The organism is Aurantimonas sp. DM33-3 (assembly GCF_014334315.1).
In the GTDB taxonomy this organism is placed as follows: domain Bacteria; phylum Pseudomonadota; class Alphaproteobacteria; order Rhizobiales; family Rhizobiaceae; genus Aurantimonas; species Aurantimonas coralicida.
On sequence record NZ_JACSGS010000014.1, the window covers coordinates 49,483 to 75,678 of the forward strand.

A 26,196-nucleotide genomic window follows, 5' to 3' on the forward strand; every position below is an offset into this window, starting at 1 on the left:
GCCTTGCCCAGCGAACCAGCCGCACGCCTGCCGCTTGCGGGCATCCGCGTTCTCGACTTCGGACATACGGTGATGGGCCCGACCTGCGGGCTCATCCTGGCCGATCTCGGGGCCGACGTGATCAAGATCGAGCCGGCCCCGCGGGGCGACCCGACCCGGACCCTGAAGGGGTTCGGAACGGGCTATTTCGGCTTCTTCAACCGGAACAAGCGCTCGATCGCGCTCGATTTGAAGACGGCGGAGGGGCAGGAGATCGCCCATCGCCTGGTGCGCAGCGCCGACGTCCTGGTGGAGAATTTCGCGCCGGGCACGATGGACCGGCTGGGCCTGTCGGCCGAGACGGTGGCCGAACTCAATCCGCGCCTCGTCAATGCCAGCCTGAAGGGCTTCCTCAAGGGGCCCTACGACAACCGGCTGGCGCTGGACGAGGTCGTGCAGATGATGGCCGGCCTCGCCTATATGACGGGGCCGCCGGGGCAGCCGCTGCGGGCGGGGACCTCGGTCGTCGACATCACCGGCGGCATGTTCGCGGTGATCGGCATCCTCGCGGCGCTGATGCAGCGGGGCGAGACTGGCAAGGGCGCCGCCGTCGGCTCGGCCCTGTTCGAATCCTGCGTGTTCCTGGTCGGCCAGCATCTGGCCTATGCCTCGCAGATCGACGAACCGGTCCCTCCGATGCCGGCGCGCCGGTCGTCCTGGGCGGTCTACGAGCTGTTCACCCTGAAGGACGGCGAGCAGATGTTCGTCGGGATCACCACGGACGCCCACTGGAAGCGTTTTTGCGCGGCGCTGCAGCGTGACGATCTGGGCAGCGATCCGGAACTGGCGACCAACAACCAGCGGGTGGCTGCCCGCGGACGGCTGATCCCGATCGTCCAGGAGGTCTTCCGCAATCTCGACACGGCCGGGGCGATCGCGCTCTGCGAAGCGGCGCGCATTCCCTTCGCCCCGATCGCAGAGCCGGCGGATCTGTTCGACGATCCGCATCTGGAGGCGACCGGCGGGCTTCTGCCCACCACCATGCCGAACGGGACAAAGACCAGGCTGCCGCGGCTGCCGTTCCAGATCGCCGGCCACGATCTCGGCATCCGGTCCGATCCCCCGGCGATGGGCGCGGACACCGACGCGCTGCTCTCGGAACTGGGCTATGACGACACGGCGATCCACGCGCTGCGCCAGTCCGGGGTCATCGTGACCCCGACGGACTGAACCGATCACCCGCCGGCCTCGCCCGACGGCGAGGCCGGCGGGCGGCCCGTTCAGCCAAGTCCCGGAACGCCGGCGTCCCTGGCCGCGGCGTTGATCGAGGCGATGTCTTTGGCGGTGAGGGCCAGGCCCAGGCGCGAGAACATCCGCACTGGTGCCGTCGGTTCCGCGATGCGGATTTGCGATCCGTCATCGAGCGCGTCGAGGTGGACAACGCGATGATCGGCATCGCCCGCGATGCGGCGACGTTCAAGCAGATGATGGAGAGGAAGCTAGCACTGCAGAAGGCGGAGCGGCTGGCGCGTTCGGCATTCGCAGATTTTCAAGGAAATGGTGCGCCCGAAAGGATTCGAACCTCTGACCCCCAGATTCGTAGTCTGGTGCTCTATCCAGCTGAGCTACGGGCGCATCCAGAAGGGGCCGCGTCTGCCGCCCGCTCTTGAGGGGGTTCCTAACGGCTCGGTTCGCGGAATGCAAGCCGTCCACCGACGCATTTTTTCGTCGTCACTGCATGGCATGTCTATCCGGCGTCCGTGACGGTCGGGTGACGGGAGTTGCGGGCCTTTCAGGGCGCGTCGGGTGCCGCCTGGGCGTCCGCTCCATTGCGCGGCGGGCGCCCCGGGGTCGGACGGGCCGGGGCGGCGGTGCCGGGGAGGGCGATCTCGAACCGGGTTCCCGAGGCGTTCGTCTCGGCCAGGCGAATCGTTCCGCCATGGGCCTCGATGATCTCCGCGGCGATGGCGAGGCCGAGGCCGGTTCCGCCGGTCCGGGCCGAGCCCCGGAAGGCGCGGAACAGATTGTCGCGGGCGCGGGTCGGCAGTCCGGGGCCGGTGTCGTCCACGGCAATGACGATACCCTCGGCGGGCCCACCGTTGGCCGACACGGTGATGCGTCGCACCAGCGAGGACAAATCGTCGTCCTCGGCCTCCAGCGCCTGCGCGGCGTTGCGGCACAGATTGAGGAGGACGCGGTGCAGCTGGTCGAGATCGGCATCCAGCTCCATGCCTGCGTCTACCGCGTTGACGAGCTCGATCGGCGATTGCGGCGAGATCGTCAGCATCTGGAAGACGTCGTCGACGAGCTGCCTGAGGCGGATGCGGCGCTTGACGGGGACCGTCTCGACGGCGCGGCCATAGGCCAGCACCGACTGGGTATAGTGCAGCGCCCGGTCGAGGCTGCGCAGCAGCATCGGCGCCACCCGCTGGACGCGCGGATCGTTCACGGTGGACAGGCGGTCGGAGATCATCTGCGCCGAGGCGAGGATGTTGCGCAGATCGTGATTGATCTTGGAGACGGCGAGGCCGAGATCGGCCAGATGGCGCTGTTCACGCAGGGTCTCGGCGAGCCGCGACTGGACGTCGGCAAGCTCGGCCTCGGCGACGCCGATCTCGTCGTCGCGGCCGCTCGGCCGCAGGATCCGCCGGGGGTCGGACGGCTGCTCGGCAAAGCGCACCATGGCCGTCGTCATCGCCTGGATCGGCCGCACCAGATAGACGCTGATGGCGGCATAGACCAGGAGCGCGGCAAAGCTGGCGATGGCCAGCGAGAGAAGCAGGATGTTGCGCGAATAGACCAGCATGTCGCGGCGCAGCGGCGCTTCCGACATCACCATCTCGGCCAGCATGGAGCGGTCGCCGACGGGGCCGGAGATCCGCATGATGCGATCGCCGCCGAAGAACAGCGTGTCGAAGGCGCCGGTGACCGCGCTCCATGGGCCGCGATTGCCCAGATCGATCTGCAGGTCGACGGCATTCAGTCGCGGGTCGCGGGCCAGCAACCGGGAGGCGTCGCCCTCGATGATGGCGACGAGCAGGGCGTCGAGCGCCCGCAACAGGCCGGCTTCCTCGTCCGGGCTCAGCGGCGCGGCGTCCTCGCTGTCGCGCCCCCGCGAGGCAAGGCCCGCCACCGCCACTGTGGCGATCCTGTCGGACAGCCATTCCTCGCGAAAATTGGCGATGGACGGCACGAAGATCAGCACCTCCGCCAGCATGACAGCCAGCATGGTGATGATCAGGAGGCGGTTGGAGATGCGGTGCCGCACAGTCGGCACGCTGGCGCGCGTCGTCGCGCCGTCCGCAGGTCTGTCGGGCGTCAGCGGCAAGTCGCAGTCTGTCCTTTCGCTGCCATCCCCAGCCATCCGTGCGGTCCGCTGCCGGAGCGCCTGCCGATCCGGTCAGCCGAACCGCTGCAGGAAGGCAACGGCGCGGCGCACTAGGGGACGCCGCGTATAGGGCTGATAGTAGGCGGTGGCCGCCCGTTTGCCAATTTCCGACAAGGTGGGGTAGGGCGAAACGAAGTCACGCAGGGCCGCGACCGTCAGGCCCTGGCTGACCACCAGCGACAGGAGATTGGTGATCTCGCCGGCCTGGGCGCCGGCGACGCCGGCGCCGACGATCTTGCCGCGCCGGCCGACCACGAGCTTGACGAGACCTTCGGTCCGGCGCTCGGCCTGGGCGCGGTCGTTCTCGGCATAGGGCCAGCGCAGGATATCGACGGTAAGGCCGCGCTCCTTCGCCTGCGCTTCGGTCAGTCCGACCTGACCGACCTCCGGATCGGTGAAGGTGACATGGGGCAGGATGTCGTGGTTCGTGCGGACCGGCAGCCGGAACAGCAGCGCCCGCATGACGAGGCCGGCGTGATAATTCGCCACATGGGTGAATTGCGGCCCGCCGGCGATGTCGCCGATGGCATAGGCGCGCCGGTTGCTGGTGCGCAGATCGGCGCCGACCGTGATGCCGCGCTTGTCATAAGCGATGCCGGCGGCTTCCAGCCCGAGCCCGTCGAGATTGGGCGACCGCCCGACCGTCAGGAGAAGATGGCTGCCCTCGATCGTCCGGCGGTCGTCATCGGCAGGGTCGATGGTCAGGCGGATGGCTCCGTCATTCCCTTCGGCGCGCACCACCTTGGTGTTCTCCATGATGGTCACGCCGTCGCGGCGCAGCGCGGCAATCGCCACTTCGGTCAGTTCGGGATCGTCGCGGCCCAGCGCCTTGCTGCCCTCGACCACCGTCACCCGCGATCCGAGCCGGCGATGGGCCTGCGCCATCTCCATGCCGATCGGCCCGCCGCCGATAATGAGGAGATGGTCGGGCCGCTCGCGCAGGCCGAAGATCGTCTCGTTGGTCAGATACGGCGTCGCGGCAATGCCGTCGATCGGCGGCACCAGTGCCGACGAGCCCGTGGCGATGACGAAACGCCGGGGGCGGATGAGCTGGCCGCCCGCCGAGATCGTCCGGGGGTCGACGAAGGTCGCGTCGGCCTTGATGACGGTCACGCCGAGGCCCTCGAAGCGCTCGACCGAATCGTTCGGCGCGATGGCCGCGATGACGGCGTCGACATGATCCTTGACCGCCGGAAAATCGACGAGCGGGTCGCCGGCCGACACGCCGAAGGCCGGCGCCTCGCGGATCGCGGCGGCGTGCTTTCCGGCCGCGATCAGCGCCTTGGACGGCACGCAGCCATAATTCAGGCAGTCGCCGCCCATCCTGCCGCGTTCCACCAGGACGACGGGCACGCCGAAGGCAGCCGCGGCCGCCGCCGTGGTCAGGCCGCCGGAGCCGGCGCCGATGACGCAGATGTCGGGAGTGAGGATCTCGGCCATTCAGCGCTCGCCGTTCTTGTTCTCCGCGGGCGCGGTGCGCCGGCGAAAGAAGGTCTTCTTCAGGACCAGGCCGAGGATCGCGAGTGTCGCCAGTCCCGCAAGGCCGATGGTCATTTCCATGGTCACGAGGTCGGCGATCTCGACATCGCCGCTGCCCACATTGACCAGCGTCTGGTTCAGGCCGCTGCCGAGAAAGGCATAGACCATGGCACCGGGTATGATGCCGAGGAAGGTGGTGACGACATAGGTGCGCAGCGAGACCTCGAAGAAGGCCGGCGCGACGTTGACCGCCAGGAAGGGCAGGATCGGCGTCAGCCGCAGGACGAGGAGATAGGCGAAGGCGTCGTCGCGGAAACCCTCGGCGAAACGCCGGATGGCGCCGCCGGCCCGCCGCCGCAGAACATCGCCGAAGGCGTGCCGGGCGGCCAGGAAGAGCGCCGTCGCGCCGATCGTCGCGCCGATCACCGTCAGCGTGCCGCCGAGAAGCCAGCCGAACAGGAAGCCGCCGGCGATCGTCACCACAGAGGCCGCCGGGAAGGCGAAGGCGACGAGCAGGGCATAGAGCGCGACGAAGCCGAGCGAGGCGAGGACAATATGGCCGGCGACGAAGTCGCGCAGGCGCTCGCGACTGTCGAGGAAGACGTCGAGGGAGAGATAAAGATGCAGTTCGAGCGCGTAGGCCAAGGCGAGGCCCGCGACGATCACCGCGACGGGAAGATAGCGCACCAGCGGCGGCGGCCCGGTTTTGGTGTCGAGATGCGGTCTCATGCAGCGTCCGATTTTTCTGCAGGCGCGGCCGAAGTCGCCCGCGCCGCCGTTTGGCGTGGCCCGCAACATCGCGCGGGGCGCGGCAAACCGAAAGGGCGGCGGCGCAAAACGAAGCCAGATCACGCCATGTTGCGCAAAATCCGGAATCGATCCGTTCGCCGTGACCTGCGCGTCGGTGATTGACTTTTCCCGCTCTTCCTTCCTATAAGCCGCGCACACGAGCGGGCAGCGTTCCGCGCGACGGATAGTTGCGTGCAGCGTCTTGTACCGCGAACCCAGTTTCCGGAACACATGAAGGGCCCGTGCCGCAAGGTGCGGGGGTGAAACGATGAAGCGCACTTATCAGCCGTCCCGGCTCGTCCGCAAACGCCGCCACGGTTTCCGCTCGCGCATGGCGACCAAGGGTGGCCAGAAGGTCATCGCCGCTCGCCGCGCACGCGGCCGCAAGCGGCTGTCGGCCTGACACCAGACGTGAGCAGGTCGCGGCCAGGCGAGATGCCGAAGGCTGTCGGCCGCATGACAAAGCGCGCGGAGTTTCTCGCCGCGCGCCGGGGCCGTCGTCTGAACGGCCCGTCCTTCTTCATCGAGGCGCTGGACCGCGGCGACGCGGCTCCACCTCGTGTCGGGCTCACTGTGACCAAGAAAGTCGGCAATGCCGTGGTCCGCAACCGGATCCGGCGGCGGCTGCGCGAGGCGATTCGTCTCGATGCGCAGGCTGACATGGCTCCGGGGATCGACTATGTGGTCGTCGCCCGCCGCGATGTGCTGACGCTGCCTTTCGAGCAGCTCAAGGACGAGCTGTCGCGTCGGGTCGCCAGGATGAAGCAGCCGCAGCGAGAGCCGGCCACAACGGAACGGCGCCCGTCGAAGCGTCCATCGGGGTCTGACTGATGCAAAACAACCGCAACTTCCTGATCGCCATGATCCTGTCGATCGGGGTGCTGGTCGGGTGGCAGTTTCTGGTCGTCAGCCCGCGCATGGAAGCCCAGCGGCTCGAGAACGAGGCCGCGCAGTCCAACGTCGCGCAGAACGACGGCTCGCTGCAGACGCCGCAGACGCCCGCCGGAACGCCGCAGGACAATGTCGCTGCACCGTCGGGTCGCGAAAGCGTCGTGCCGGATCAGGGCGCTCTGCCGACGACCGGCGAGACCCGCGAGCAGGCCATCGCCGCCGGCAACCGCATTGCCATCGACACGCCGGCCCTGTCGGGCTCGATCAATCTGACCGGTGCGCGGCTCGATGATCTGCGCCTGAAGAACTACCACGAGACGGTCGACGATTCGTCGCCGACGATCGTGCTCCTGTCGCCGGAGCGGCTGCCGTCGGGCTATTTCGCGGAATTCGGCTATCTCGGCCGCGATGCCGGCGAGCTTCCCGGGCCGAGCACGGTCTGGCAGGCCGAGGGCGGCCAGTCCCTGACGCCCGACAGCCCGGTCACGCTGACCGCCACGAACGGCGCGGGCGTCACCTTCGAGCGGACCATCTCCGTCGACGACCGGTTCATGTTCACCTACGAGGACACGATCCGCAACGAGGGCTCGGCGCCGCTGACCCTGTCGTCCTACGGCCGGGTCACCCGCTATGCGAAGCCGGAAGTCGCCTCGGTCTACGTCCTGTTCGAAGGCCTGATCGGCGTCTTCGGCGACGACGGCCTGTCGGAGATCTCGTACTCCACCATCGAGGACGATCTGCGCTACACGCCGCCGAAATCCTCCAGCGGCTGGCTCGGCATCACCGACAAGTACTGGGCGACGACGCTGGTCCCGGAAGCGGGCCGCCCGTTCCAGTCGCGCTTCCTCTACATGACCGACGGCCGGGCGCATTATCAGACCGAATATGTCGCCGACCCGGTGACGGTCGAGCCGGGCGCCACCGCGACCAACATCTCGCGCACCTTCGCCGGCGCCAAGGTCGTCAGCGACATCGACAGCTATGAAGAGCGCTACAACATCCGCCAGTTCGGCCAGCTGATCGACTGGGGCTGGTTCTATTTCATCACCCGGCCGATGTTCCATGCGCTGGACTGGTTCTACAGCATGATCGGCAATTTCGGTGTCGCGATCCTCGCGGTCACCGTCGTGCTGAAGCTCATCTTCTTCCCGCTGGCCAACAAGTCGTACAAGTCGATGGCGCGCATGAAGAACATGCAGCCGAAGATCATGGAGATGCGCGAGCGCTTCAAGGACGACAAGCAGAAGCAGCAGCAGGAGATGATGCGCATCTACCGGGAGGAGAAGATCAACCCGGCCGCAGGCTGCTGGCCGATCCTGATCCAGATCCCGGTGTTCTTCGCGCTCTACAAGGTGCTGTATGTGACGATCGAGATGCGGCACGCGCCGTTCTTCGGCTGGATCCAGGATCTGGCCGCGCCCGATCCGACGAGCATCTTCAACCTGTTCGGCCTGATCCCGCTGGAGATGCCGCAGCTTCTGATGGTCGGCGTCTGGCCGATCCTGATGGGCATCACGATGTTCATCCAGATGCGCCTCAACCCGACGCCGCCGGATCCGACGCAGCAGATGATCTTCACCTGGATGCCGGTGGTCTTCACCTTCATGCTGGCCTCTTTCCCGGCTGGACTGGTGATCTACTGGACCTGGAACAACCTGCTTTCGGTGATCCAGCAGTCGGTGATCATGAAGCGCAACGGCACCAAGATCGAACTCTGGGACAATCTGCGCGGGATGTTCCGACGAAAGGAAAAGCCCTCCGAGGGCTGAGCAGACGTCCCGTGCGATGCGGCCTTCGGGTCGCGCCGCACGGGACGACGCCGTTCGGGGGTGCCGTCCTCAAAAAGGACCGAGCATGCACGGACCCGACCCGACCGATCCGCACCCCTTGGCCGGGCATCCGCGTGTCGGCTTCCTGAAGCCGCTGGTCGACCATCCGCAGATCGAGATCGGCGACTACACCTATTACGACGACCCGAACGGTCCGGAGTGTTTCGTCGAGGCCTGCGTCGGTCATCTCTATCCGTTCATCGGCGACCGGCTGATCATTGGCCGGTTCTGCGCCATCGCCTGCGGCGTATCCTTCGTGATGAACGGCGCCAATCACGCGATGGGCGGAATCTCGACCTACCCCTTCCAGATTTTCGGCAAGGGCTGGGAAGCCGGTTTCGATTTCCAGACCATCCTCGACGGGGTGAAGGGCGATACGCGGATCGGCAACGATGTGTGGATCGGCGAGAAGGCGACCATCATGCCGGGGGTCACCGTCGGCGACGGGGCGGTGATCGCAGCCCATGCGGTGGTCACGAAGGACGTTCCGGCCTATGCCGTGGTCGGGGGCAATCCGACCAGAACGATCCGCATGCGCTTTCCCGACGACGCCGTCCGGCGCCTCCTGGAAATCGCGTGGTGGAACTGGCCGGCCGACAGGATCAGCCGCAATCTCGGTGCGATTCGGGGCGGCGACATAGACGCGCTGGAAGAGGCGAAATGACGATGGATCAGGACATGACCGACGACGCCAACACGCCGCCGCCGCCGGCCGCCGCGCATTTCTTCGGCCAGCCCTGGGTCTTCGTGCGCGGTGTCCCGGCGATGAAGTTCCTGCCGCCGGAAGGCCCGCCCGAGATCGCCTTCGCCGGTCGCTCCAATGTCGGCAAGTCGTCGCTGATCAATGCGCTTCTCGCCCAGAAGGGCTTGGCGCGCACCTCGAACACGCCGGGCCGGACGCAGGAGCTGAACTTCTTCGTGCCGGACGGCTATGGCGGCGAGACCGCCGAACTGCCGCCGATCGCGGTGGTGGACATGCCGGGCTATGGCTATGCCAAGGCCCCGAAGGACCATGTCGACGCCTGGACCAAGCTGGTCTTCTCGTATCTGCGGGGCCGCGCCAGCCTGAAGCGAGTCTTCCTGCTGATCGATGCGCGGCACGGGATCAAGAAGAATGACGAGGAGGTCATGGGCCTGCTCGACAAGGCCGCCGTCTCTTACCAGATCGTCCTGACCAAGACCGACAAGATCAAGGCGACGGGCGTGCCGAAGCTGATCGAGGCGACGGCGCTCGGCATCAAGCGGCACCCGGCGGCGTTTCCGCGGATTCTCTCGACGTCGTCGGAAAAGGGCGTCGGGCTCGACGAGTTGAAGGCCGAGATCGCCGCACTGGCCGAATAGGGCAGGGCGCTTACGGCGTATTCCGCAGCGCTCGTCAGTCCTTCGGTGCGGCCGGCGTCGCCTGATCCTGCAGCAGGCGCTTGCGGATGTGGTCGTCGATGCGGCTGCACACGGCGCGATAGGCTTCCAGGATCTGCTCGCGGCTGCCGGTGGCCACCGACGGGTCGGGCATCGGCCAGAACTCGACATCCACCGAGGCCGTGCCGGTGGCGTCGAGGACCGCGTGGTGGGCTTCCGGCGCCATGGTGACGATCAGGTCGAAATAGCTGTCCTCGAGATCCTCCAGCCGCTGCGGCCGCCGGTCGCCGAGGCTGAGTCCCTTTTCCGCCAGGACGCTGTCAACGAACGGATCACGCTGGCCGTCGCGCACGCCGGCGGACGCGACATAAACCGACTGGGGAAGCAGCGACCGCGCCAGCGCCTCGGCCATGGGCGAGCGGATCGCGTTCATGCCGCAGACGAACAGCACCGAGGAGATGCGCCGTTTGTCGCCGCCTTCGCCGGCCGGGCTCATGGGCAGGGCCTCCCGGAGGCAGCGGAACCGCGCCGGGTCCCACTGGCCCCCGCATCCCGATCGCCCCCCGATGCCGTCACTCGCCACGCCATGGCCGGGGTCAGCTCCGCCAGTGGAGAACGCAGATCAGGGTGAACAGCCGCCGCGCCGTATCCAGATCGACGTCGATCTTGCCCTTCAGCCGTTCCATGAGGGTCTGGGAGCCGTCATTGTGAATCCCGCGCCGGCCCATGTCGATGGCCTCGATATGCTGGGGCGTGGCCGAGCGGATCGCCTCGTAATAGCTGTCGCAGATCAGGAAATAGTCCTTGATGACCCGGCGAAACGGGGTCAGCGACAGGATATGGGCGACCAGCGGCGCATCGTTCTCGTCGCGGATGTCGAAGACCAGACGCTTGTCGGCCAGGGAGAGCTTCAGCTTGAAGCGGCCGCCCTGGGGAGCGCCAACCGGATTGAAGACGTTCTCCTCGATCAGGTCGAAGATCGCCACGGCACGCTCGTGCTCGACGTCGGGCGTCGCCCGGCCGATCGTGTCGTCGAGCTCGACGTCGATCAGATGGCCATCGCCCGTGCCGTCCGCTTCGCTCATGCCATCCTCAAAGGTTCAGCCGGATCGCGACCGACCGGCCATGGGCGTCGAGCCCTTCGACGCGGGCGAGCTCGATCGCCGCCGGGCCGAGCTCGCGCAACTGGTCCGGGCCAAGCTTGAGGATCGAGGTGCGCTTGACGAAGTCGAGCACCGACAGGCCGGAGGAGAAGCGCGCCGAGCGGGCGGTTGGCAGGACATGGTTCGAGCCGCCGACATAGTCGCCGATCACTTCCGGCGTATGCCGGCCGAGGAAGACCGCGCCGGCGTGGCGCAGCCTGGCGAAGAGGGCTTCGGGATCGTCGACCGCCAGTTCCAGATGCTCCGGAGCGATCCGGTCGGACAGGGCCGGTGCCTCGTCGAGCGAGCCGACGAGGATGATCGCGCCATGGTCGCGCCAGCTCGCAGCCGCCGTCGCACCGCGCGACAGGGTCTTGAGCTGCCGCTCGACGGCGGCCTCGACCGCGTCGGCAAAGCCCGCATCGTCGGTGATCAGGATCGACTGGGCGGCGGCATCATGCTCGGCCTGGCTGAGCAGATCGGCGGCGATCCAGTCCGGATCGTTCCGGCCGTCGGCGATGACGAGGATTTCCGACGGGCCGGCGATCATGTCGATGCCGACCGTGCCGAAGACCTGCCGCTTGGCGGCGGCGACGAAGGCGTTGCCTGGGCCGACGATCTTGGCGACGGGCGCGATGGTCTCGGTGCCGTAGGCGAAGGCCGCCACGGCTTGGGCTCCGCCCAGCCGGTAGATTTCGCTGACGCCGCAGATCTTCGCCGCGGCAAGGACCAGCGGGTTGAGGACGCCGCGCATGGCGGGCACCGTCATGGCGATGCGCTCGACACCGGCGACCCTGGCCGGCACGGCGTTCATCAGCACGGAAGAGGGGTAGCTCGCCTGGCCGCCGGGAACGTAGAGGCCGACCGAATCCACCGCCGTCCAGCGACTGCCCAGTTCGACGCCGATCGCGTCGACATAGCGGTCGTCCTTGGGCATCTGCCGGGCATGGTGGCTGGAGATGCGATCATGGGCCGTGGTCAGCGCCGCCAGCGTCTCTTCGGGCGTCGCAGCATGGGCAGCGTCGATCTCGTCCTGGCCGACCCGCAGCACTTCGGGGGTCAGGTCGAGCCCGTCGAACTGGCGCGTCAGATCGATCAGGGCGGCGTCGCCCTCTTCGCGCACCCGCGCGATGATGTGGCGGACCGCGGAATCGACGTCGTCCGCCTGCTCGCGCTTGGCGCCGAGCAGAGCGCGAAACTCCGCCTCGAAACCGGAATCGTCGGTATTGAGCCTCGACGGCACTCTGCGAACCCCTTCCGTCACTCTCGTCGGACGCCGTCGGGCCGTCGCGGTTCCACCTGCCTTGCGGCAGGGCGCGCCAGCCATGCGGCCGTCAGCTGATCCGGTCTGGCCGGTTGTGGTCCGGCTTCGACCCGGTGCTCCAGGAACCGCCGATATCGGCGAGCTGCGCCTCGATCACCTCGACGGTCAGCCTTATCGCGGAGCCGCCGGCGAAGACAAGCTCGACAATCCCCGAGGGCGCTTCCGTCACAGTGAAGCGGATGGCAAGGAGAACCAGCACGTCGTCGGAGGCGGGCGCGAGGCCGGTATGCTTGACCTCGGTCACCCGGTCGAAATGCAGCACCGCGCGGCGGCGCTCGTATTCGGCCTTCTTGAACAGGCGGAAGCGGGACACGCCCTGCGAGGTCTCCCAGACGAAGCGGTTCATCTCGACGATGAACTGGCCGGCGGCGGCCCGGTGCTGGCAGTCCTTCGGCTTGACCACCGCGTCCTGACAATAGGCTGAGATGATCGCCAGGTCGTCGGTGTCGACGGCGAGGAGGCGCAGGCGGTCGGTCATGCGAAGGGTTCTTTCCGTGTTGGCAGCGCGGAACCTAGGGCGCGCCGGCACCGACCGCAACGGCATCCCGCCCCGACATCCGGCGCATCGCCGCGCCCTGCACCGAGGCATGACCAAAAGCTTAACGTTTCCGGCGCATTCTGGCCGGGTCCAACGACCGCGAGAGCCGACGGCGCCGCCGATCGGCGCGGGCATCCGGGGGGATCGCCATGCACGACGAACAGCGCGAGGCCGCCGTTCAGGATCGCAGCCAGCCGGCACGGTTCGAAGCGCTCGACGGCTGGCGCGGTATCTGTGCGCTGCTGGTCGTCCTGTTCCACGCCCCGGTCGCCGGCATCGTCCACGAGACCGCCTTCTTCCGGCACGGCTATCTCTTCGTCGACTTCTTCTTCGTCCTGTCGGGCTTCGTCATCGCCCACGCCTTCTACGACCGGCTGCGCGGAGAGCAGAATTTCGGCCGCTTCTTCGGACTACGGCTGTTCCGGGTCTATCCGCTGCATCTCTTCATGCTGGCGCTCTTCGTCGCCTTCGAGTGCCTGATGCTGGTGACCAAGGGGCCGTCGGAGGCTTTCGTCGGCGGCAATTCGGTGGTGGCGCTCGCCCACAACCTCCTGATGAGCCATTCCTTCGGCACCGTGGATACGCTCGGCTGGAACTATCCGAGCTGGAGCATCTCGGCGGAGCTGCTGGCCTATGGCCTGTTCGCGCTCATGGTCATCCGCGCGCCGCGGGCGATGCTGCCGCTGATGGCGGTGACCATCGTCGGCGGGCTCGTCGTGATCGCGCTGGTCGAGGGCACGATGGACACGACGGTCCGCTTCGGCTGGCTACGCTGTCTCGCCGGCTTCTCGCTCGGGGCCGTCCTGCGGCTGGTGATCTGGCCGAGGGCTGGCGGACGGGTTGCGGTCGGGGGCACCGCCTGGACGCTGGCCGAACTCGCCTGCGTCCTCCTCGTGGCGGTGTTCGTCAGCGAGCTCGGCGGATCGGTGCTGTCGGTCGCCGCACCGCTGGTCTTCGCCTTCGCGATCTATGTCTTCGGCCATGAGGGCGGCGCGGTGAGCCGGCTCCTGAAGGCCGGGCCGATCGCCTTTCTCGGGGCGATCTCCTACTCGGTCTACATGACCCACGCCTTCGTCATTTCGCGCGCCGAGAACGTCGCGACGGTTCTCGGCGACAGGACCGGCTGGCCGATCTTCTCGGCGGCGGCGGATGGCAAGCGCCTGATGGGCAGCACGGAATGGCAGTCGCTGACGGCGCTGGCGATCATCCTGGCCGGCACGATCGTCATGAGCGCCATCACCTGGCGGCTCATCGAGCGGCCGGGCATGGCCTATGGCCAGAAGCGCCTGTCACGCAAGCCTGCTCCGGTCTCCGGACATCCGGCCGACAAGCCTGTCGCGGATGGCTCTACGCCCTGACCGAGTGGCGCGACAAAAGCCGCAGGCCGATGACCGCGAAACAGACCGCCATCCAGATCGGGTTGGCCCGGTCGAACAGGAAGCTCTCCAGGAACGCGTTCAGCAGCAGATAGGCGAGGACCATCAGGAAGAGCTGGCCGAGAAGCTGGCTCTCGCGGTCGCGCCCGACACGGGTGAAATCCCACAGCGGCAGGACGACCAGCACGATCACGGCGAGGACGAGGCCGGGCAGGCCCATCGAGATGGCGATGTCGAGATAGCCATTATGGGCGTTGGGGCTGCCGCGCGGATCCCAGGACAGTTCGAAATTGCGCTCCGTGCCGTAGACGACCTGGCTCTGCCAGAAGGCGTTGAGGCCGAAGCCGGTCCACTCATGCCCTTCGAAGACTTCCAGGGCGAAGCGCCAGAGATCCATGCGGCCGGTGAAGGTCGTGCCCGGCACCACCGTCTGGACGATCTGGTCGAACAGCGGCGACAGGACCGTGCCGATCGTCAGGAACGCCATCACCGTCAAGGTCAGGGCGATGCCGATGGTCAGCAGCCAGCGGCCGGTCAGCGAACCGATGATGACGATGGCGGCGACCACCGGCAGCAGCGTGATCGACGTCTTGGAACCGGTCTTCAGAACGAAGAAAGCGGCCAGGAGCGCAATGGCGAAACCGGACCAGCGCTGGCCGCAGCGAAACAGATAGACCCCGCAGAAGAACACCACGGCGAACACCGCGCCGGCGACGTTCTTGTGGGAATAGGCGCCGCGCCACAGGCCCGCATGCTGGGGCTCCGAGCCCGAGCCGTCGTGCAGGGCAAGGCCCGGCATGGCGATGACGCCGAAATAGGACAGCGCCAGCACGGCCAGCATGGCGAGCGTCAGCGCGGTGCGGAAGGCGCGCACATCCTTGGGGAAGCACAGGATGGCGCTGACGGTCGCCATCGCCAGCAGCGTGAAGGCCGCGCCGCGCAGGGCGTTTTCCGGACTGTCCGCCCACAGGGCGCTGACCAAGAGCCACGCCGCCATGATGAGCCACATGGGGCGGGCAAGCGCCAGCAGCGTCGTGCGGTCGGTGAGGAGCGCGTGGCCGGCGAAGACGACCAGCGCCATGGAGGCGTAGCCCAGCTGGTTGGCCAGGCTGCCGGCGTCCTGATCGCCGGTGAAGGTGACGGCGAAGGGCGTGACGGTGACCAGCAGCGCCGTGAAGATTCCGGCGCCCAGCAGCATGCGGACGGTATCCGTCCACCACTGGGTGTCGCCGAAGGAGCGAAAGTCAGTTCTGTTCTGGACGGCGATATTGCTCATTCACCCATCCGAATTCCGCCATCAGCCGGCCGATGGCGACCTGCATGTGATAAAGCCCGATCACCGGCGAGCGCGTGCGCAGGGCCAGCCCTGCCGAGCGCAGCGGCGAGGCTGCCAGCAGGGCGGCGCTCTTGGCGACGCGGCGCAGCCCGTTGCGCCGGCCCGAGGTCTGCCGGCGCTCGATGATCGAGGATATGGCGCCGTTGCGCAGGCCACGGGCGTTCAGCCAGGAAAACTCGGTGCGGCGCGCCGGCGTCGTCTCCAGAACCGGTGCCTCGGCACACCATCCGAAGGAAAAGCCGCGCTGGCGGCAGCGCGTATAGAAGTCGCTGTCGCCGCCGCCGATGAAGTTGAAGGCCGTGTCGAGGAAGGGCGCGCCGATCGTCTCGAGCACCTGGCGGCGGATCGCGACATTGCCCGAGGAATAGAGGATCGGCACGGCCCCGGTCTCGCTGTAATGCGGCGTGAAGACGGGATGGCGCGCGTAGCGGGTGCTGGCCCCGTCCTCGAAGACCGGCACCTGCGGCCCGCCGACGATATCGGCGTCGAGCCTGTCGGAGGTCGCCACGAGACGGTCGATCCAGTCCGGGTCGGCGATCTCGTCGTCGTCGATCACCAGAAGGTGGCGCATCGCCGGAAACCGCGTCAGCGCGGTCTGCCAGCCGGCATTGTAGGCGGCGCAATTGCCGCGCTCATGGGCGATCAGGACGAGGCCGTTCAGCTGACCGTCGGCAAACAGGGGGCGCGCGGCATCGAGCCCGGCACAGCCCTCGGCATCGTTCTCCATGACGATCACGGCGAAGGGACGGGCGGTCCGCTGCGCGGCCAGCGAGGCGAGCGTCTTCAGGAGATGCTCGGGCCGGCGGAAGGTCGGAAGAGTGACGACGATCGCGAAGGCGTCGCCATCGAGGCCGGGCGATTCACATGCGATGGTGATGGCGTCGGTCATCGATCTCGCTCGGGCGATTGTCCGCGGTTCGGCGCGAGCAGACCAGAGAAAGGTGAAGAAAGGATCGATTTCGCTCAGATCGCGCGCCGTCGGACGGGGAAATCCTCGTTTTCGGACCGAACCCGCCGGGTTTGATCCGGCGGATTGATATTCCTTCAATCCTTCCATGCCAGCATTCCGCTCCTTGCAGCGCACACCCCTGGTTTGTCGGATGCATCTTCTGTTTCTCTCCTCGCTGCTGCCGGACGGCCGGCCGTCGACCGGATTCGAGATCGCCAATCATGCGATCGCGCAGTCCTACCGGCGGCAGGGCGTGCGGCTCACCTTCGCCGGCTTTCGCCGGCCCGGCAGCCGGCAACCGGGCGCGGACGAGATCTGTCTTGGCGAATTGGCCATCGAGAACGCCGCGGCGTCGCTGTCGCAGAAGATCGGCTGGGTGGGCGCCGCGACGCTGCGCAACCTGCCGGTGTCGGCTGCCAAGGTCGCCGGGCTGACGCGGGACGGGCTGCGCGCGCGGCTGGCCGAGGCGGGGCCGGTGGACGGTTACGTGCTGAGCTCGGTGCAGATGCCCGCCGCCTATCCGTTTCTGGCGCGGGAGAAGCCGTCGATCTTCATCGCCCACAATGTCGAGCATCGCTCGGCTGCCGAGAATGCCCGCAGTGCCGGTCGTCTCCACACGCGTGCGCTCTATGCCCGCGAGGCCGCGCTCTTGCGCCGGGTGGAACACCGCATCTGCCGCGACGCGGCGGTCATCCACACGCTGAGCGAGGAGGATCGCGCCGCGCTGGGTCTCGCCAGAACCGCCCGTTGCCGGCCGCTGGCCCTGACGACGGGACGCTCGCCCCGCGCCGACGACGGCGTTCGGACCCCTGATGTCGGGCTGATCGGTACCTGGAGCTGGGCGCCGAACCGCGTCGGTCTCGACTGGTTTCTGGCGCATGTCGTGCCGCGCCTGCCGGCCGACATCCGCGTCGCCATTGCCGGCAGCTTCGACGGCACCCCGCCGGCGCTGCCCGGCAACGTCTCCTTCCTCGGCCGGGTGGCGGACGCACAGGCCTTCGTCGGCGCCTCGCGTGTGCTGGCGCTGGCGACGAGGGGCGGAACCGGCATCCAGCTCAAGACCATCGAGACCTTCGAGGAGGGCATGCCGGCCGTCGCGACACCGCAGGCGCTGCGCGGGGTCGGTGCCGTGCCGGCAAATGTCCGCACCGCCGACGATCCGCAGGATTTCGCCGACCGGCTGGTCGAACTGGTGACCGCCGAGCGCGCCGGGGAGACCGTGCGCATGGATGGCGCCGATTTCGTGCGGTCGCAGACCGCCGCGCTGGATGCCGGCATCGCCGCCGGTCTCGATATGCTGCGCACGACGTTGGCCCGCCAGGCGAACGGCACGGGGCAGCGGGACACTGCGCGCGTGGCCGACGAAGCCGGGCCGGTCGCCCTGGCCGGCCGGGATCCGGCCTGATGGACGGCGGACAGCACCTGCCCCAAGAGGCATCCCCGCAGGCGGTGATGCCCGAGCGCCGGATCGCCGGGATCGCGGTGGCCGATATCGCCGGAGCGGACGCCATTCGCCGGCTGGACGCGGCCTTGGCAAGCGATGCCGGCCCGACGCGGCTTGCCTTCCTCAATGCCCATTGCGTCAATCTGGTGCGCGCGAAGCCTGACTACCGGAAGGCGCTGGCCGCCTGTCTGGTCCTGCCGGACGGGATCGGCGTCGACATCGCCGCGCGGCTTCTCTACGGCGCGCGCTTTCGCGAAAACCTCAACGGCACCGACTTCGTCCCGCGGCTTCTGTCAGCGCTGGATCGGCCGCTGCGCGTCGCGCTGATCGGCGGCGCGCCGGGCGTTGCCGAGCGTGCGGCAGGACGATTCGGCGAGATCGCGCCCCACCACGATTATGTGACCATCTCCGACGGCTATTTCGATGCGGCAGGGCAGGCCGTCGTCCTGACCGCGCTGGAGCATGCGGATGCGGACATCGTGCTGGTGGCGATGGGCGTGCCGGCGCAGGAGCTCTTCCTGGTCAACGCATTGAATTCGCGGCACGGTCGCCTGTTCGTCGGGGTCGGTGCGCTGTTCGATTTCTACGCCGGAAACGTGTCGCGGGCGCCGGCGCTCGTGCGGCGGTTGCGCATGGAATGGGTGTGGCGCCTGGGGCTCGAGCCGGCACGGTTGTGGCGGCGCTACATTCTCGGCAATCCAGCCTTTCTCCTCGGGATTCTGCGCGATAGGTTCGCGCCGCGTCACCCGATCGGCTGATGTGTTGAGGCCCGCGGGACGGAGACGATGACCTTGCAGTCGGCCATTGTGACGTCGAGCTATCGCGGCGATTTCGAGCGCTGCCGCCTGCTGTGCGAAAGCATGGACCAGCGCGTCACCGGCCATCGCCGTCATCTGATCATGGTCGAGGGTGCCGATGTCGCCCTGTTCCGGCAACTGGCCGGCCCGCGCCGGGAGATCGTCGACGAACGCGATCTGCTGCCGCGATGGCTGCGGCCGTTTCCCGATCCGTTGTCGTTCGGCCGTCGCCGCATCTGGCTGACGCCCAAGGGGCCACCGCTGCGGGGCTGGCACGTGCAGCAATTGCGCCGCCTCGCGATTTCCGCGCGGCTCGACGAGGAGGTCGTCGTGTCGGTGGATTCCGACGTCGTCTTTCTGCGGCCCTTCGATCTCGGCTGGTTTCACCGCAACGGCGGTGTCGACTTCTTCCGGCGTCCAGGCTCCGTGGCCGTTCTCGACGAACCGGCCCGCAGCGAACACCGCGCCTGGTCGCGCCGGGCCGGGGCCATGCTCGGGATCGACGCGCCGGCGACGACCGACGAGGGCTATATCGGGACATTGCTTCCGTGGCGCACGGACACGGTGCGCGAGATGAAGGCCCGCATGGAAGCGGTCGGCGGCCGCTCGTGGATGAGCACCCTGGTTGGCGGGCGGGCGCTGTCGGAATGCACGCTCTATGGCCGCTTCGTCGCCGAGCTCGAGAACCAGCCCGACCGGCATGCCCCGACGGATGTCGACCTCTGCCACATGTACTGGAACGGCGCGGCGCTGGATTCCGAGGCGCTGGCCGATTTCTCACGCGGGCTCGCACCGCATCAGGTCGCGGCGGGCATCCAGTCCTTCACCGGGACGGACCCGGCGCTCATTCGCCGGGCTGTGGGGCTGATCTGAGCCAGCGGCGCGACCGGCGGCGGCGCGGTCGCGACCAGTCGAAGGCGGCGTAGGTCGAGGACGCCGAGACGATCCACAGCACCAGGAACAGCCCGTTCAGGCCAAGAATCCAGCGTTCGGTGTCGGGCGCGGCGCGCAGCAGCACCACCAGAAGGCCCGCCTTGATCAGGCCGACAATGGCAAGGATCAGCGCGCGCAGACCGGTCTTGCCGCGCGCATAGAGCAGCTCGCTCTCGTATTCGATGAGATTGCGGAAGGCCGGGACGAACAGCGCGACGAGGACCAGGGGCGCGGCGTCGGCGACATTGCGACCGAGGAGCGTGGGGTAGAGGTGCAGGATGCCGCCGAGGACCGCGAGCCCGGCGACCGAGACGACCGCGACGATCGCTTCCAGTCCCCAGCGCCTCTTCCAGTCTGAGATCCAGCCCGGGCTCTTCATCAGCTTCTGGACGATCATCGTGTTGGCCGAGCGGATCGGGAGCGCCGTCAGGTCGATCAGCCGCATCAGGATGGCGTAGATGCCGGCCATCTGCGGTCCGCCCAGCGACAGGACGAGCAGCTTGTCGAGCTCGGACTGCAGATAGAAGATGATCTCGGCGCCGGCGACCGAGAGGCTGTCGCGCCAGCGCCCCAGATAGAGCGCCGGCCGGAAGCGCAGCCGCTGGCGGGGATAGAAGCCGACAATGGCGAAGAGCGCAGCGACGGCATTGGCCGTCATGTAGATCCATGACCATTCCAGCAGGGTGCCGCTGCCGAGAAGGACGAAGCCGACCGCGGCGGCGGCACGGATCGCCGAACCGGCGATGACGATGCTGGCGCCCCGTCCGAAGCGGCCGAGGCCGTTATTGACGATCACCACCACTTCCAGCGCCCGCCAGAAGAGGATTTCGGCGGTGACCACCGCGACGAAGGCGGCAATGCCCATCTCGCCATCGAAGAATGCGGCATAGAAGCCGGCGGCGGCGATGGCGACGACGGGCAGCGACAGGAGGAAGGCGACGAGCAGGCCGGCCGTATAGGTGCCGACCAGACGCTGGCGCACCGTCGCCACCCGGTAGAGCGGTGAGACGAAGCCGAAGCCGCCGATGCGCGACAGCACGATGCCGGTGGCCGACGCGGTGGCGAACAGGCCGAAATCGCCGACGGACAGGCCGTTGGCGATGCTGACGAAATAGGCGAGCGACAGGACCAGCCGGCCGGCGGATCCGCTGAGCAACCAGGCGTAATCGCGGATCACGCTTAGGTTGCCCTTAAAGCTTTCGATCCAGACTGCTGTGCGTGGCATGCTCCAACCTTCGGGAGAGCGATAGGCAGATGACGATACACCACCGCGGGCGCGATGCACGTTCCAAGCTGCGAAGCGTGCACCAGCGGGAAGCGGCGGCGCCCGGCGGCTCGTCCCCGACTAGCGCGGGAAGTTTAACGCGCCGTTCCCTTCTGGGTGCCGGGGCCGCGCTGGCCTTGGCGCCGGGTGCGGCATCGGCCGCCGGAACGGGTGCGCGAGCGGCCGGCGGCGTGCCGCTGGGCGGCGCCATCCAGGCCGAGTTCATGGAGGTCGACCCCGGCTACAAGCAGGCGTTTCTCGATCATTGCGACCTGATCATGCCGATGAACGGGCTGAAGTTCAGCCTCGTCCATCCCGCGCCCGACCAGTGGAATTTCGAGCCCGCCGACCGGGTGGTCGATTTTGCCCTGAAGAACAACCGGCTCAGCCGGGGCACCTGCCATGTCTGGTGGGGCGCGACCCCGGACTGGGTGGAGCGGCTCGACACGCCGGCCGCGGCGGAGGCCGCGCTGGTCGACCACATCGAACGGATCGGCGACCGCTACAAGGGCCGGCTGACCGGGTGGGATGTCGTCAACGAGGTCATCGCCAACGATCCGGCCACCGAAGGCCCGCTACGCCAGACCGTCTGGCTGGACAAGCTCGGGCCGAAGCACATCCCCATCGCCTTTGCGGCCTCGGCCCGGGCCGATCCACAGGCGCGGCTGGTGATCAACGACTACGATCTGGAGTTCGTCGGCCCGCGCTTCGACGCGCGCCGGGAGATCATGCTCGGCATCGTGCGCCAGCTGCAGGACGGCAACGTGCCGGTCCACAGCGTCGGCATGCAGGGGCATCTGTATGCGGGCCGGCAGATCGACAAGGAGGGGCTCGAAGGCTTCAACAAGGAGCTGGACCGGCTCGGCGTCGGGCTGATGGTCACCGAGCTGGACATCATCGACTGGGAAACCCCGCCGAGCAACGCGGCGCAGGACGAGACCGCCTATGGGCTGGTCTCCGACCTTCTGGACGCGATCTTCGCCTGGAAGCCGCCGCAGGCGGTGACGGTGTGGGGCATCACCGACCGCTACAGCTGGGTGCCGGATGTGCTGCCGCGGCCGGACGGCCATCCCGACCGGCCGCTTCCGCTCGACCGCGACCTGCGCCCGAAACCATGGATGGAACTGCTGAAATCGCGCCTGAGGGCCGGCTGACCGACGGAAAGTTCCGCTAGGGACGTGCGTCTTAACCGTTCATTAGCCATGATTGCCCACAGTCGGTCGGCAAGCTCCGGCACTTGATCCGGACGGCTATTCTGCGGATCGATATGGCTATGTTCTCATCCGAGACGAACCCGAACGCACCGTATGCCGCGCGCCCGTCAGGGCCGCAGATGCAGGATTCCAACGGCTCGCTGATCGACCCGGTGCATGTCTTCCAGTCGGTCTGGTCGGCGCGGCGGCTGATCATCCTGACGACCATCTTCGGGCTGTTGCTCGGCGTCGCCTTCGCGCTGTCGATGCCGAAGAAATACACCGCCTATTCGCAGATCTTCGCCGATCCCCGCGACATCAAGGTGGTGCAGAACGAGGTCACGCCGAACGGCCTGCCGACGGAGGCGACCCTCGCCTTGATCGAGAGCCAGATCGCGGTCATCAATTCCAACGACATGATGGCCAAGATCGTCGAGAGCGCCGACCTGACGTCGGATCCCGAGTTCAACGGCCAGGGCGAATCGCTGCTGCCGTCGCTGGAAAGCCTGGGCCTCACCAGCCCCACCACCGCATCGACCAACGAACGCTTCCTGCAGACGATGGAGAATCTGCGCGAGGTGACCGGGGTCTCGCGCGATGCCAAGAGCTTCATCCTCAACATCTCGGTGACGACCGAAAGCCCTGAGAAATCCGCCCGGCTGTCGCGTCTGGTCGCCAATACCTTCATCGACCATCTGGCCGAGGTCCAGTCGGACACGGCGGGACGGGCGACCAACGCGCTCTCCTCGCGTCTGGCCGAACTGCGCGAGAAGGTCTCAGCCGCCGAACGGGCGGTGGAAGACTACAAGTCCGAGAACGAGCTCGTCGGCGTCGGCGGGCAGCTGGTCGACGACAGCTACATCCTGCGGATCAACGACGAACTGTCGCGCGGCCGGGCCAATGTGACCGCCCTCAGGGTGAAGGCCGAGCAAATGTCCAGGGCCAGTGTCGACGACGTGGTCGAAGGCGCATTTCCCGAAGAACTGACCTCGGATGCACTGACGCGCCTGCGCGCCACCTATTCGGACCTCGCCCAGAAGACCGCATCGCTGGCGGCCACTCTGGGCCCCCGGCATCCGCAGCTCATCGCCAGCCGCCAGTCGCTGGCCTCGGCGCGCGACGCCATCCGCTCCGAGCTTGCCCGGATCGTTGCCGGGGCGCAGACCGATCTGGCCCGCGCCGAGCGCACCAACAGCGATCTCACCCGGCAGCTCGACGAGCTGAAGTCCGATCAGGTGGCGACGAGCGGTTCCTTCGTGCGGCTGCGCGAATTGCAGCGCGAGGTCGAGGCGTCGCGGGCAGTCTATGAATCCTACCTGCTGCGCGCCCGGGAAACCGGGGAACAGCAGGGCATCAACACGGCCAATGTCCGGGTGATCTCGGAAGCCACCCCGCCGCTGCGGCCCTCCAGCCTGTCGCGGCGTCTGGTGGTCGGGGCCGGCGGCATGCTGGGCTTTCTGGCCGGCGTGTTCCTGGCCGGTGTCGGTGCGATCTCCGAGCAGTATCGCAACGCCATGCGGATGCGGGCGGAGATGGCCGCACGGCCCCGTCCGAGCGGCTTCAGCACCTCCTACGGCTCCGCCGCGACCGGTCATTTCGGCAATGGCGGCGGCTATTCCACGGCCATCGTGCTGGCCCCCGGGGACGGCGCCATGACCGCCGGTCCTGAGACTGCAGACGACGACTTCCGACCCTCGGTCCATGCGAGGGCGCAGGATCAACGGCGTATGGCCGCGGCGATGCCGGTTGCGGAAGCGCCCCTGCCCGATGAGGCAGACCCGGCAACGGTCGAAACCGATGCCTCGGAGGGTCGCCCGGTTCCGGCGAATGACGCAGAGGATGCCGCGGCTCCCGCGCAGGACGCGTCGGACGCGGACAGTGCAGGCGAAGACGAGACGCTGCCGCCGGCCGCGCGGCGCCGGACGCTGCGCGAGCGCATCCGTGCGCTGGGCGGCGATCTTCCCGATCCCGCCGACAGCGAGACGCCGCAGGCGGGCGACGACGAGGAAGTCGTGCGGCTGCAGAACGACATCGCCGCGGTGAAGAAGCACATCGCCGACATTCGCGGCCGCCGTCAGGCGCTGTAGTCCCGGCACGCGGTCAGCGCGGATCGACGACGGGGGAGGCGAGCGCGCGCTGTCGCCAGCGCAGGCCGTTCAGCCAGCGTCCCGCGATGATGTTGCGATGACGATCAGGCCGGCGCCGGCGGTGTCGGCTGCGCCAGACGCGCCGGGTCGGCGCCGGTGTCGTCGTCGATGATGGCCGGCTGGTATTCCGGCACGATGCGCCTGAGGATCTCCAGCGCGCGCTCGGCATCGCCGGCTGTGACCGCACCCTCGATATTGGCGAAGCTGCGCGACAGGAGCTTCACGTCGCTGACGCGAGAGCCGGCGATGAGCAGGCCGGCGCGGCCGGTCTCCTCGCGCGTCTCGCCCTCGCCGAACAGTTCCTCGTAGAGCTTCTCGCCCTTGCGCAGCCCGACGAAGCGGATGTCGATGTCGATATGCGGCTTTAGCCCGGCGAGCTGGATCACCCGCTCGGCGAGTTCGGCGACGCGGATCGGCTTGCCCATGTCGAGCACGAAGATCTGGCCCTTGGCGCGGGTGTCGGTCATGCCGTGGCCCGCCGCGTGCAGGATCAGCCGCGACGCCTCGGGAATGGTCATGAAGAAGCGGGTGATGTGCGGGTGGGTGACCGTCAGCGGCCCGCCCTTTTCCAGCTGCGAGCGGAACAGCGGGATCACCGAGCCGGTCGAGCCGAGGACGTTGCCGAAGCGCACGGTGATGAAGCGCGTCGCGTCCTGATCGAGATCCAGTGCCTGGCAATAGGCTTCGGCGGCCCGTTTGGTCGCGCCCATGACGTTGGACGGGTTCACGGCCTTGTCGGTCGAGATCATGACGAAGGCCGAGGCGCCGGCGGCAAGGGTCGCATCGGCGACGTTGCGGGTGCCCAGGAGGTTGGTGTCGATCCCCTCGACCGGATTGTCCTCCACGATGGGCACGTGCTTCAGCGCAGCGGCGTGGAAGACGACGTCGGGGCCGACCTCGGCGAACAGCGCCCGGATGCGGTTGCCGTGGCGCACGTCGACGATCCGCGGCAGGATCGGGACACCGGGGAATTCGTCGGAAATCTGCCGGGTGACCGACCAGAGATTGAACTCGGAATTGTCGACGAGGACGAGACGGCGCGGCGCGAAGCGCGCGATCTGGCGCACGAGTTCGGAGCCGATCGAGCCGCCGGCACCGGTGACGATGACCAGCCGGTCCTTGATCAAACGCTCGACCTCGGCGATGTCGAGATCCACCTCCTGGCGTCCCAGGAGATCTTCCAGCGCGATCGGCAGCGGCTCGATCGGGCGGTTCTCGTCGACGATGCCCGTCTGGCTGATGTCGGGCAGCCGCTTGACCGTCACGCCCAGCGGCGCGCAGGTGGCGACGATGCGCGACAGCCGCGCGGCCGGAATGTCGACCTCGGTGACCACCAGTTCGCCGACCGGCGTGCCCCGCTTCTCGGCCCAGGCGATGGTCTGTTCCAGTTCGGCCAGCGTGCCGAGCACGCGGATGCCATGCAATTGCCGGCGCCGGTTCTTGGACTTCTCGTCGATGATGCCGACGATGGCGTCCTGCCGACGGTTGCGACGGCTGTTGCGGATGAACAGGTCGGCATTGTCGTTGAAGCCGTAGAGCAGGAGGTCGCGCTTGGTGCCGGCGATGGCCGATGCGGCGAGGCTGCGGCGGTCGAGGCGGCGCTCCTTCATCAGCCGGTAGGCGAGGCGGGGGCCGCCCAGGCCGACGATCATGATGAACCAGGAGATCACGATCGTGGAGCGGGGCAGGAAGGCGCCGCGGAACAGCAGGAAATGCAGCAGCAGGAAGGCGAGGTTGATGAAGGTGACCGCCTTGACGATCGACAGCACGTCGAGCAGCGAGGCGTAGCGCCAGGCGCCGCTGTTGAGCGAGAAGAACGGAAAGCAGACCGCGCTCAGTGCCGTATAGGCACCGATCAGAAGCCAGATCTGCCAGACGCTGAACAGCGGCTGCCATCCCCAGGCGATCGACATGGCGATGGTCATCGATACCGCGGCGATCAGGATGTCGTGGACGATACCGAGCTGTCGCAGGGAGATGGCCAGCATGCTCTTGGCGAAATTCATCAACAGGAATCCATGGTTCCGCCTCCTCGGACA

At 67.7% G+C, this 26,196-nt stretch carries 24 protein-coding genes and 1 tRNA gene; 13 read left to right on the forward strand and 12 right to left on the reverse strand.

The features are described from left to right. Positions 1–3: 3 nt before the first annotated feature. Entirely contained in the window at positions 4–1,209 is a 1,206-nt protein-coding gene (locus tag H9Q09_RS17110; protein ID WP_187392035.1) for a CaiB/BaiF CoA-transferase family protein, read from the forward strand. A gap of 328 nt (positions 1,210–1,537) precedes the next feature. Here H9Q09_RS17110 and H9Q09_RS17115 read toward each other — a convergent pair. From H9Q09_RS17115 to H9Q09_RS17130, 4 genes are all read right to left on the reverse strand, one after another. Then, positions 1,538–1,614: transfer RNA gene (locus tag H9Q09_RS17115), tRNA-Arg, on the reverse strand. Positions 1,615–1,771: 157 nt separating this feature from the next. Further along, the gene (locus H9Q09_RS17120; protein WP_246716201.1) at positions 1,772–3,307 is read right to left on the reverse strand and encodes a HAMP domain-containing sensor histidine kinase; all 1,536 of its coding nucleotides are present in this window, start codon (positions 3,305–3,307) and stop codon (positions 1,772–1,774) included. 72 nt (positions 3,308–3,379) lie between these two features. Further along, the gene (locus tag H9Q09_RS17125) at positions 3,380–4,807 is read right to left on the reverse strand and encodes an FAD-dependent oxidoreductase (protein WP_187392037.1); all 1,428 of its coding nucleotides are present in this window, start codon (positions 4,805–4,807) and stop codon (positions 3,380–3,382) included. Then, entirely contained in the window at positions 4,808–5,575 is a 768-nt protein-coding gene (locus H9Q09_RS17130; protein WP_187392038.1) for a TVP38/TMEM64 family protein, read from the reverse strand. It abuts the gene before it with no gap. Between H9Q09_RS17130 and H9Q09_RS17135 the strand changes: the two genes are divergently transcribed. The 6 genes from H9Q09_RS17135 to yihA all read left to right on the forward strand — a co-directional run bounded on the left by H9Q09_RS17135 (position 5,574) and on the right by yihA (position 9,696). Continuing rightward, positions 5,574–5,783, forward strand: coding sequence for a hypothetical protein (locus H9Q09_RS17135; protein ID WP_187392039.1), 210 nt, complete (start codon positions 5,574–5,576; stop codon positions 5,781–5,783). The two genes, H9Q09_RS17130 and H9Q09_RS17135, sit on opposite strands and share 2 nt — an antisense overlap. Before the next feature lie 120 nt (positions 5,784–5,903). After that, entirely contained in the window at positions 5,904–6,038 is a 135-nt protein-coding gene (gene rpmH, locus H9Q09_RS17140; RefSeq protein ID WP_024349338.1) for a 50S ribosomal protein L34, read from the forward strand. Between the two features lie 32 nt (positions 6,039–6,070). Then, on the forward strand, positions 6,071–6,466 hold the full coding sequence (rnpA, locus tag H9Q09_RS17145) for a ribonuclease P protein component (protein ID WP_187392040.1): 396 nt from the start codon (positions 6,071–6,073) through the stop codon (positions 6,464–6,466). Continuing rightward, positions 6,466–8,295, forward strand: coding sequence for a membrane protein insertase YidC (gene yidC, locus H9Q09_RS17150; protein WP_187392041.1), 1,830 nt, complete (start codon positions 6,466–6,468; stop codon positions 8,293–8,295). Before rnpA ends, yidC begins: the two co-directional genes overlap by 1 nt. Positions 8,296–8,380: 85 nt before the next feature. Continuing rightward, positions 8,381–9,019 (forward strand): CatB-related O-acetyltransferase, encoded by a 639-nt coding sequence (locus H9Q09_RS17155; RefSeq protein ID WP_187392042.1) that lies wholly within the window; start codon positions 8,381–8,383, stop codon positions 9,017–9,019. Between the two features lie 14 nt (positions 9,020–9,033). Further along, positions 9,034–9,696, forward strand: coding sequence for a ribosome biogenesis GTP-binding protein YihA/YsxC (gene yihA / locus H9Q09_RS17160; protein ID WP_024349334.1), 663 nt, complete (start codon positions 9,034–9,036; stop codon positions 9,694–9,696). A 34-nt stretch (positions 9,697–9,730) separates the two neighbouring features. On the opposite strand, the gene H9Q09_RS17165 is transcribed toward yihA, so the two are convergent. The 4 genes from H9Q09_RS17165 to H9Q09_RS17180 form a co-directional block, all read right to left on the reverse strand. Further along, positions 9,731–10,210: a low molecular weight phosphatase family protein gene (locus H9Q09_RS17165; RefSeq protein ID WP_024349333.1), complete on the reverse strand. Its 480-nt coding sequence runs from the start codon at positions 10,208–10,210 to the stop codon at positions 9,731–9,733. 100 nt (positions 10,211–10,310) lie between these two features. Then, positions 10,311–10,799 (reverse strand): UPF0262 family protein, encoded by a 489-nt coding sequence (locus tag H9Q09_RS17170; RefSeq protein ID WP_009208225.1) that lies wholly within the window; start codon positions 10,797–10,799, stop codon positions 10,311–10,313. Positions 10,800–10,806: 7 nt separating this feature from the next. Then, entirely contained in the window at positions 10,807–12,099 is a 1,293-nt protein-coding gene (gene hisD / locus H9Q09_RS17175; protein WP_187392043.1) for a histidinol dehydrogenase, read from the reverse strand. Positions 12,100–12,190: 91 nt separating this feature from the next. After that, a complete protein-coding gene (locus H9Q09_RS17180; RefSeq protein ID WP_009208227.1) occupies positions 12,191–12,658 on the reverse strand; it encodes a DUF2948 family protein in 468 nt (155 codons plus the stop codon). A gap of 209 nt (positions 12,659–12,867) precedes the next feature. On the opposite strand from H9Q09_RS17180, the gene H9Q09_RS17185 reads away from it, so the two are divergent. Continuing rightward, on the forward strand, positions 12,868–14,076 hold the full coding sequence (locus H9Q09_RS17185) for an acyltransferase (RefSeq protein WP_187392044.1): 1,209 nt from the start codon (positions 12,868–12,870) through the stop codon (positions 14,074–14,076). Here the strand turns inward: H9Q09_RS17185 and H9Q09_RS17190 are convergent. Further along, positions 14,066–15,370: an O-antigen ligase gene (locus tag H9Q09_RS17190; RefSeq protein ID WP_187392045.1), complete on the reverse strand. Its 1,305-nt coding sequence runs from the start codon at positions 15,368–15,370 to the stop codon at positions 14,066–14,068. The genes H9Q09_RS17185 and H9Q09_RS17190 overlap by 11 nt on opposite strands. Beyond that, complete coding sequence (locus tag H9Q09_RS17195; RefSeq protein WP_187392046.1) at positions 15,339–16,319, reverse strand: glycosyltransferase; 981 nt, start codon at positions 16,317–16,319, stop codon at positions 15,339–15,341. Before H9Q09_RS17195 ends, H9Q09_RS17190 begins: the two co-directional genes overlap by 32 nt. Before the next feature lie 211 nt (positions 16,320–16,530). Between H9Q09_RS17195 and H9Q09_RS17200 the strand changes: the two genes are divergently transcribed. From H9Q09_RS17200 to H9Q09_RS17210, 3 genes are read left to right on the forward strand one after another with little or no spacing between them, the layout of a single operon-like run. Beyond that, entirely contained in the window at positions 16,531–17,784 is a 1,254-nt protein-coding gene (locus tag H9Q09_RS17200; RefSeq protein ID WP_246716203.1) for a glycosyltransferase family 4 protein, read from the forward strand. Further along, positions 17,784–18,581: a WecB/TagA/CpsF family glycosyltransferase gene (locus H9Q09_RS17205; protein WP_187392048.1), complete on the forward strand. Its 798-nt coding sequence runs from the start codon at positions 17,784–17,786 to the stop codon at positions 18,579–18,581. Before H9Q09_RS17200 ends, H9Q09_RS17205 begins: the two co-directional genes overlap by 1 nt. 27 nt (positions 18,582–18,608) lie before the next feature. After that, a complete protein-coding gene (locus tag H9Q09_RS17210; RefSeq protein WP_187392049.1) occupies positions 18,609–19,493 on the forward strand; it encodes a DUF6492 family protein in 885 nt (294 codons plus the stop codon). Here H9Q09_RS17210 and H9Q09_RS17215 read toward each other — a convergent pair. Next, positions 19,465–20,778: a lipopolysaccharide biosynthesis protein gene (locus tag H9Q09_RS17215; protein WP_187392050.1), complete on the reverse strand. Its 1,314-nt coding sequence runs from the start codon at positions 20,776–20,778 to the stop codon at positions 19,465–19,467. The two genes, H9Q09_RS17210 and H9Q09_RS17215, sit on opposite strands and share 29 nt — an antisense overlap. A 176-nt stretch (positions 20,779–20,954) precedes the next feature. Here H9Q09_RS17215 and H9Q09_RS17220 point away from each other — a divergent pair, with 176 nt between their 5' ends. Continuing rightward, complete coding sequence (locus tag H9Q09_RS17220) at positions 20,955–21,971, forward strand: endo-1,4-beta-xylanase (protein ID WP_246716204.1); 1,017 nt, start codon at positions 20,955–20,957, stop codon at positions 21,969–21,971. Between the two features lie 179 nt (positions 21,972–22,150). Then, positions 22,151–24,097: a GumC family protein gene (locus tag H9Q09_RS17225; protein ID WP_187392051.1), complete on the forward strand. Its 1,947-nt coding sequence runs from the start codon at positions 22,151–22,153 to the stop codon at positions 24,095–24,097. 104 nt (positions 24,098–24,201) lie between these two features. On the opposite strand, the gene H9Q09_RS17230 is transcribed toward H9Q09_RS17225, so the two are convergent. Next, entirely contained in the window at positions 24,202–26,163 is a 1,962-nt protein-coding gene (locus tag H9Q09_RS17230; RefSeq protein ID WP_246716205.1) for a nucleoside-diphosphate sugar epimerase/dehydratase, read from the reverse strand. Positions 26,164–26,196 lie beyond the last annotated feature (33 nt).

Excerpts from the sequence above, each read along its gene's own strand:
- H9Q09_RS17185 (WP_187392044.1), top strand. The coding sequence starts at position 12,868 with ATGCACGACGAACAGCGCGAGGCCGCCGTTCAGGATCGCAGCCAGCCG.
- H9Q09_RS17190 (WP_187392045.1), bottom strand. The coding sequence starts at position 15,370 with ATGAGCAATATCGCCGTCCAGAACAGAACTGACTTTCGCTCCTTCGGC.
- H9Q09_RS17225 (WP_187392051.1), top strand. The coding sequence starts at position 22,151 with ATGCAGGATTCCAACGGCTCGCTGATCGACCCGGTGCATGTCTTCCAG.
- H9Q09_RS17215 (WP_187392050.1), bottom strand. The coding sequence starts at position 20,778 with ATGCCACGCACAGCAGTCTGGATCGAAAGCTTTAAGGGCAACCTAAGC.
- H9Q09_RS17195 (WP_187392046.1), bottom strand. The coding sequence starts at position 16,319 with ATGACCGACGCCATCACCATCGCATGTGAATCGCCCGGCCTCGATGGC.
- yihA (WP_024349334.1), top strand. The coding sequence starts at position 9,034 with ATGACCGACGACGCCAACACGCCGCCGCCGCCGGCCGCCGCGCATTTC.
- H9Q09_RS17180 (WP_009208227.1), bottom strand. The coding sequence starts at position 12,658 with ATGACCGACCGCCTGCGCCTCCTCGCCGTCGACACCGACGACCTGGCG.
- H9Q09_RS17155 (WP_187392042.1), top strand. The coding sequence starts at position 8,381 with ATGCACGGACCCGACCCGACCGATCCGCACCCCTTGGCCGGGCATCCG.
- H9Q09_RS17230 (WP_246716205.1), bottom strand. The coding sequence starts at position 26,163 with ATGAATTTCGCCAAGAGCATGCTGGCCATCTCCCTGCGACAGCTCGGT.
- H9Q09_RS17135 (WP_187392039.1), top strand. The coding sequence starts at position 5,574 with ATGCAGCGTCCGATTTTTCTGCAGGCGCGGCCGAAGTCGCCCGCGCCG.
- H9Q09_RS17205 (WP_187392048.1), top strand. The coding sequence starts at position 17,784 with ATGGACGGCGGACAGCACCTGCCCCAAGAGGCATCCCCGCAGGCGGTG.
- H9Q09_RS17125 (WP_187392037.1), bottom strand. The coding sequence starts at position 4,807 with ATGGCCGAGATCCTCACTCCCGACATCTGCGTCATCGGCGCCGGCTCC.
- H9Q09_RS17130 (WP_187392038.1), bottom strand. The coding sequence starts at position 5,575 with ATGAGACCGCATCTCGACACCAAAACCGGGCCGCCGCCGCTGGTGCGC.
- H9Q09_RS17200 (WP_246716203.1), top strand. The coding sequence starts at position 16,531 with ATGCATCTTCTGTTTCTCTCCTCGCTGCTGCCGGACGGCCGGCCGTCG.
- yidC (WP_187392041.1), top strand. The coding sequence starts at position 6,466 with ATGCAAAACAACCGCAACTTCCTGATCGCCATGATCCTGTCGATCGGG.
- rpmH (WP_024349338.1), top strand. The coding sequence starts at position 5,904 with ATGAAGCGCACTTATCAGCCGTCCCGGCTCGTCCGCAAACGCCGCCAC.
- H9Q09_RS17210 (WP_187392049.1), top strand. The coding sequence starts at position 18,609 with ATGACCTTGCAGTCGGCCATTGTGACGTCGAGCTATCGCGGCGATTTC.
- rnpA (WP_187392040.1), top strand. The coding sequence starts at position 6,071 with ATGCCGAAGGCTGTCGGCCGCATGACAAAGCGCGCGGAGTTTCTCGCC.
- H9Q09_RS17170 (WP_009208225.1), bottom strand. The coding sequence starts at position 10,799 with ATGAGCGAAGCGGACGGCACGGGCGATGGCCATCTGATCGACGTCGAG.
- H9Q09_RS17165 (WP_024349333.1), bottom strand. The coding sequence starts at position 10,210 with ATGAGCCCGGCCGGCGAAGGCGGCGACAAACGGCGCATCTCCTCGGTG.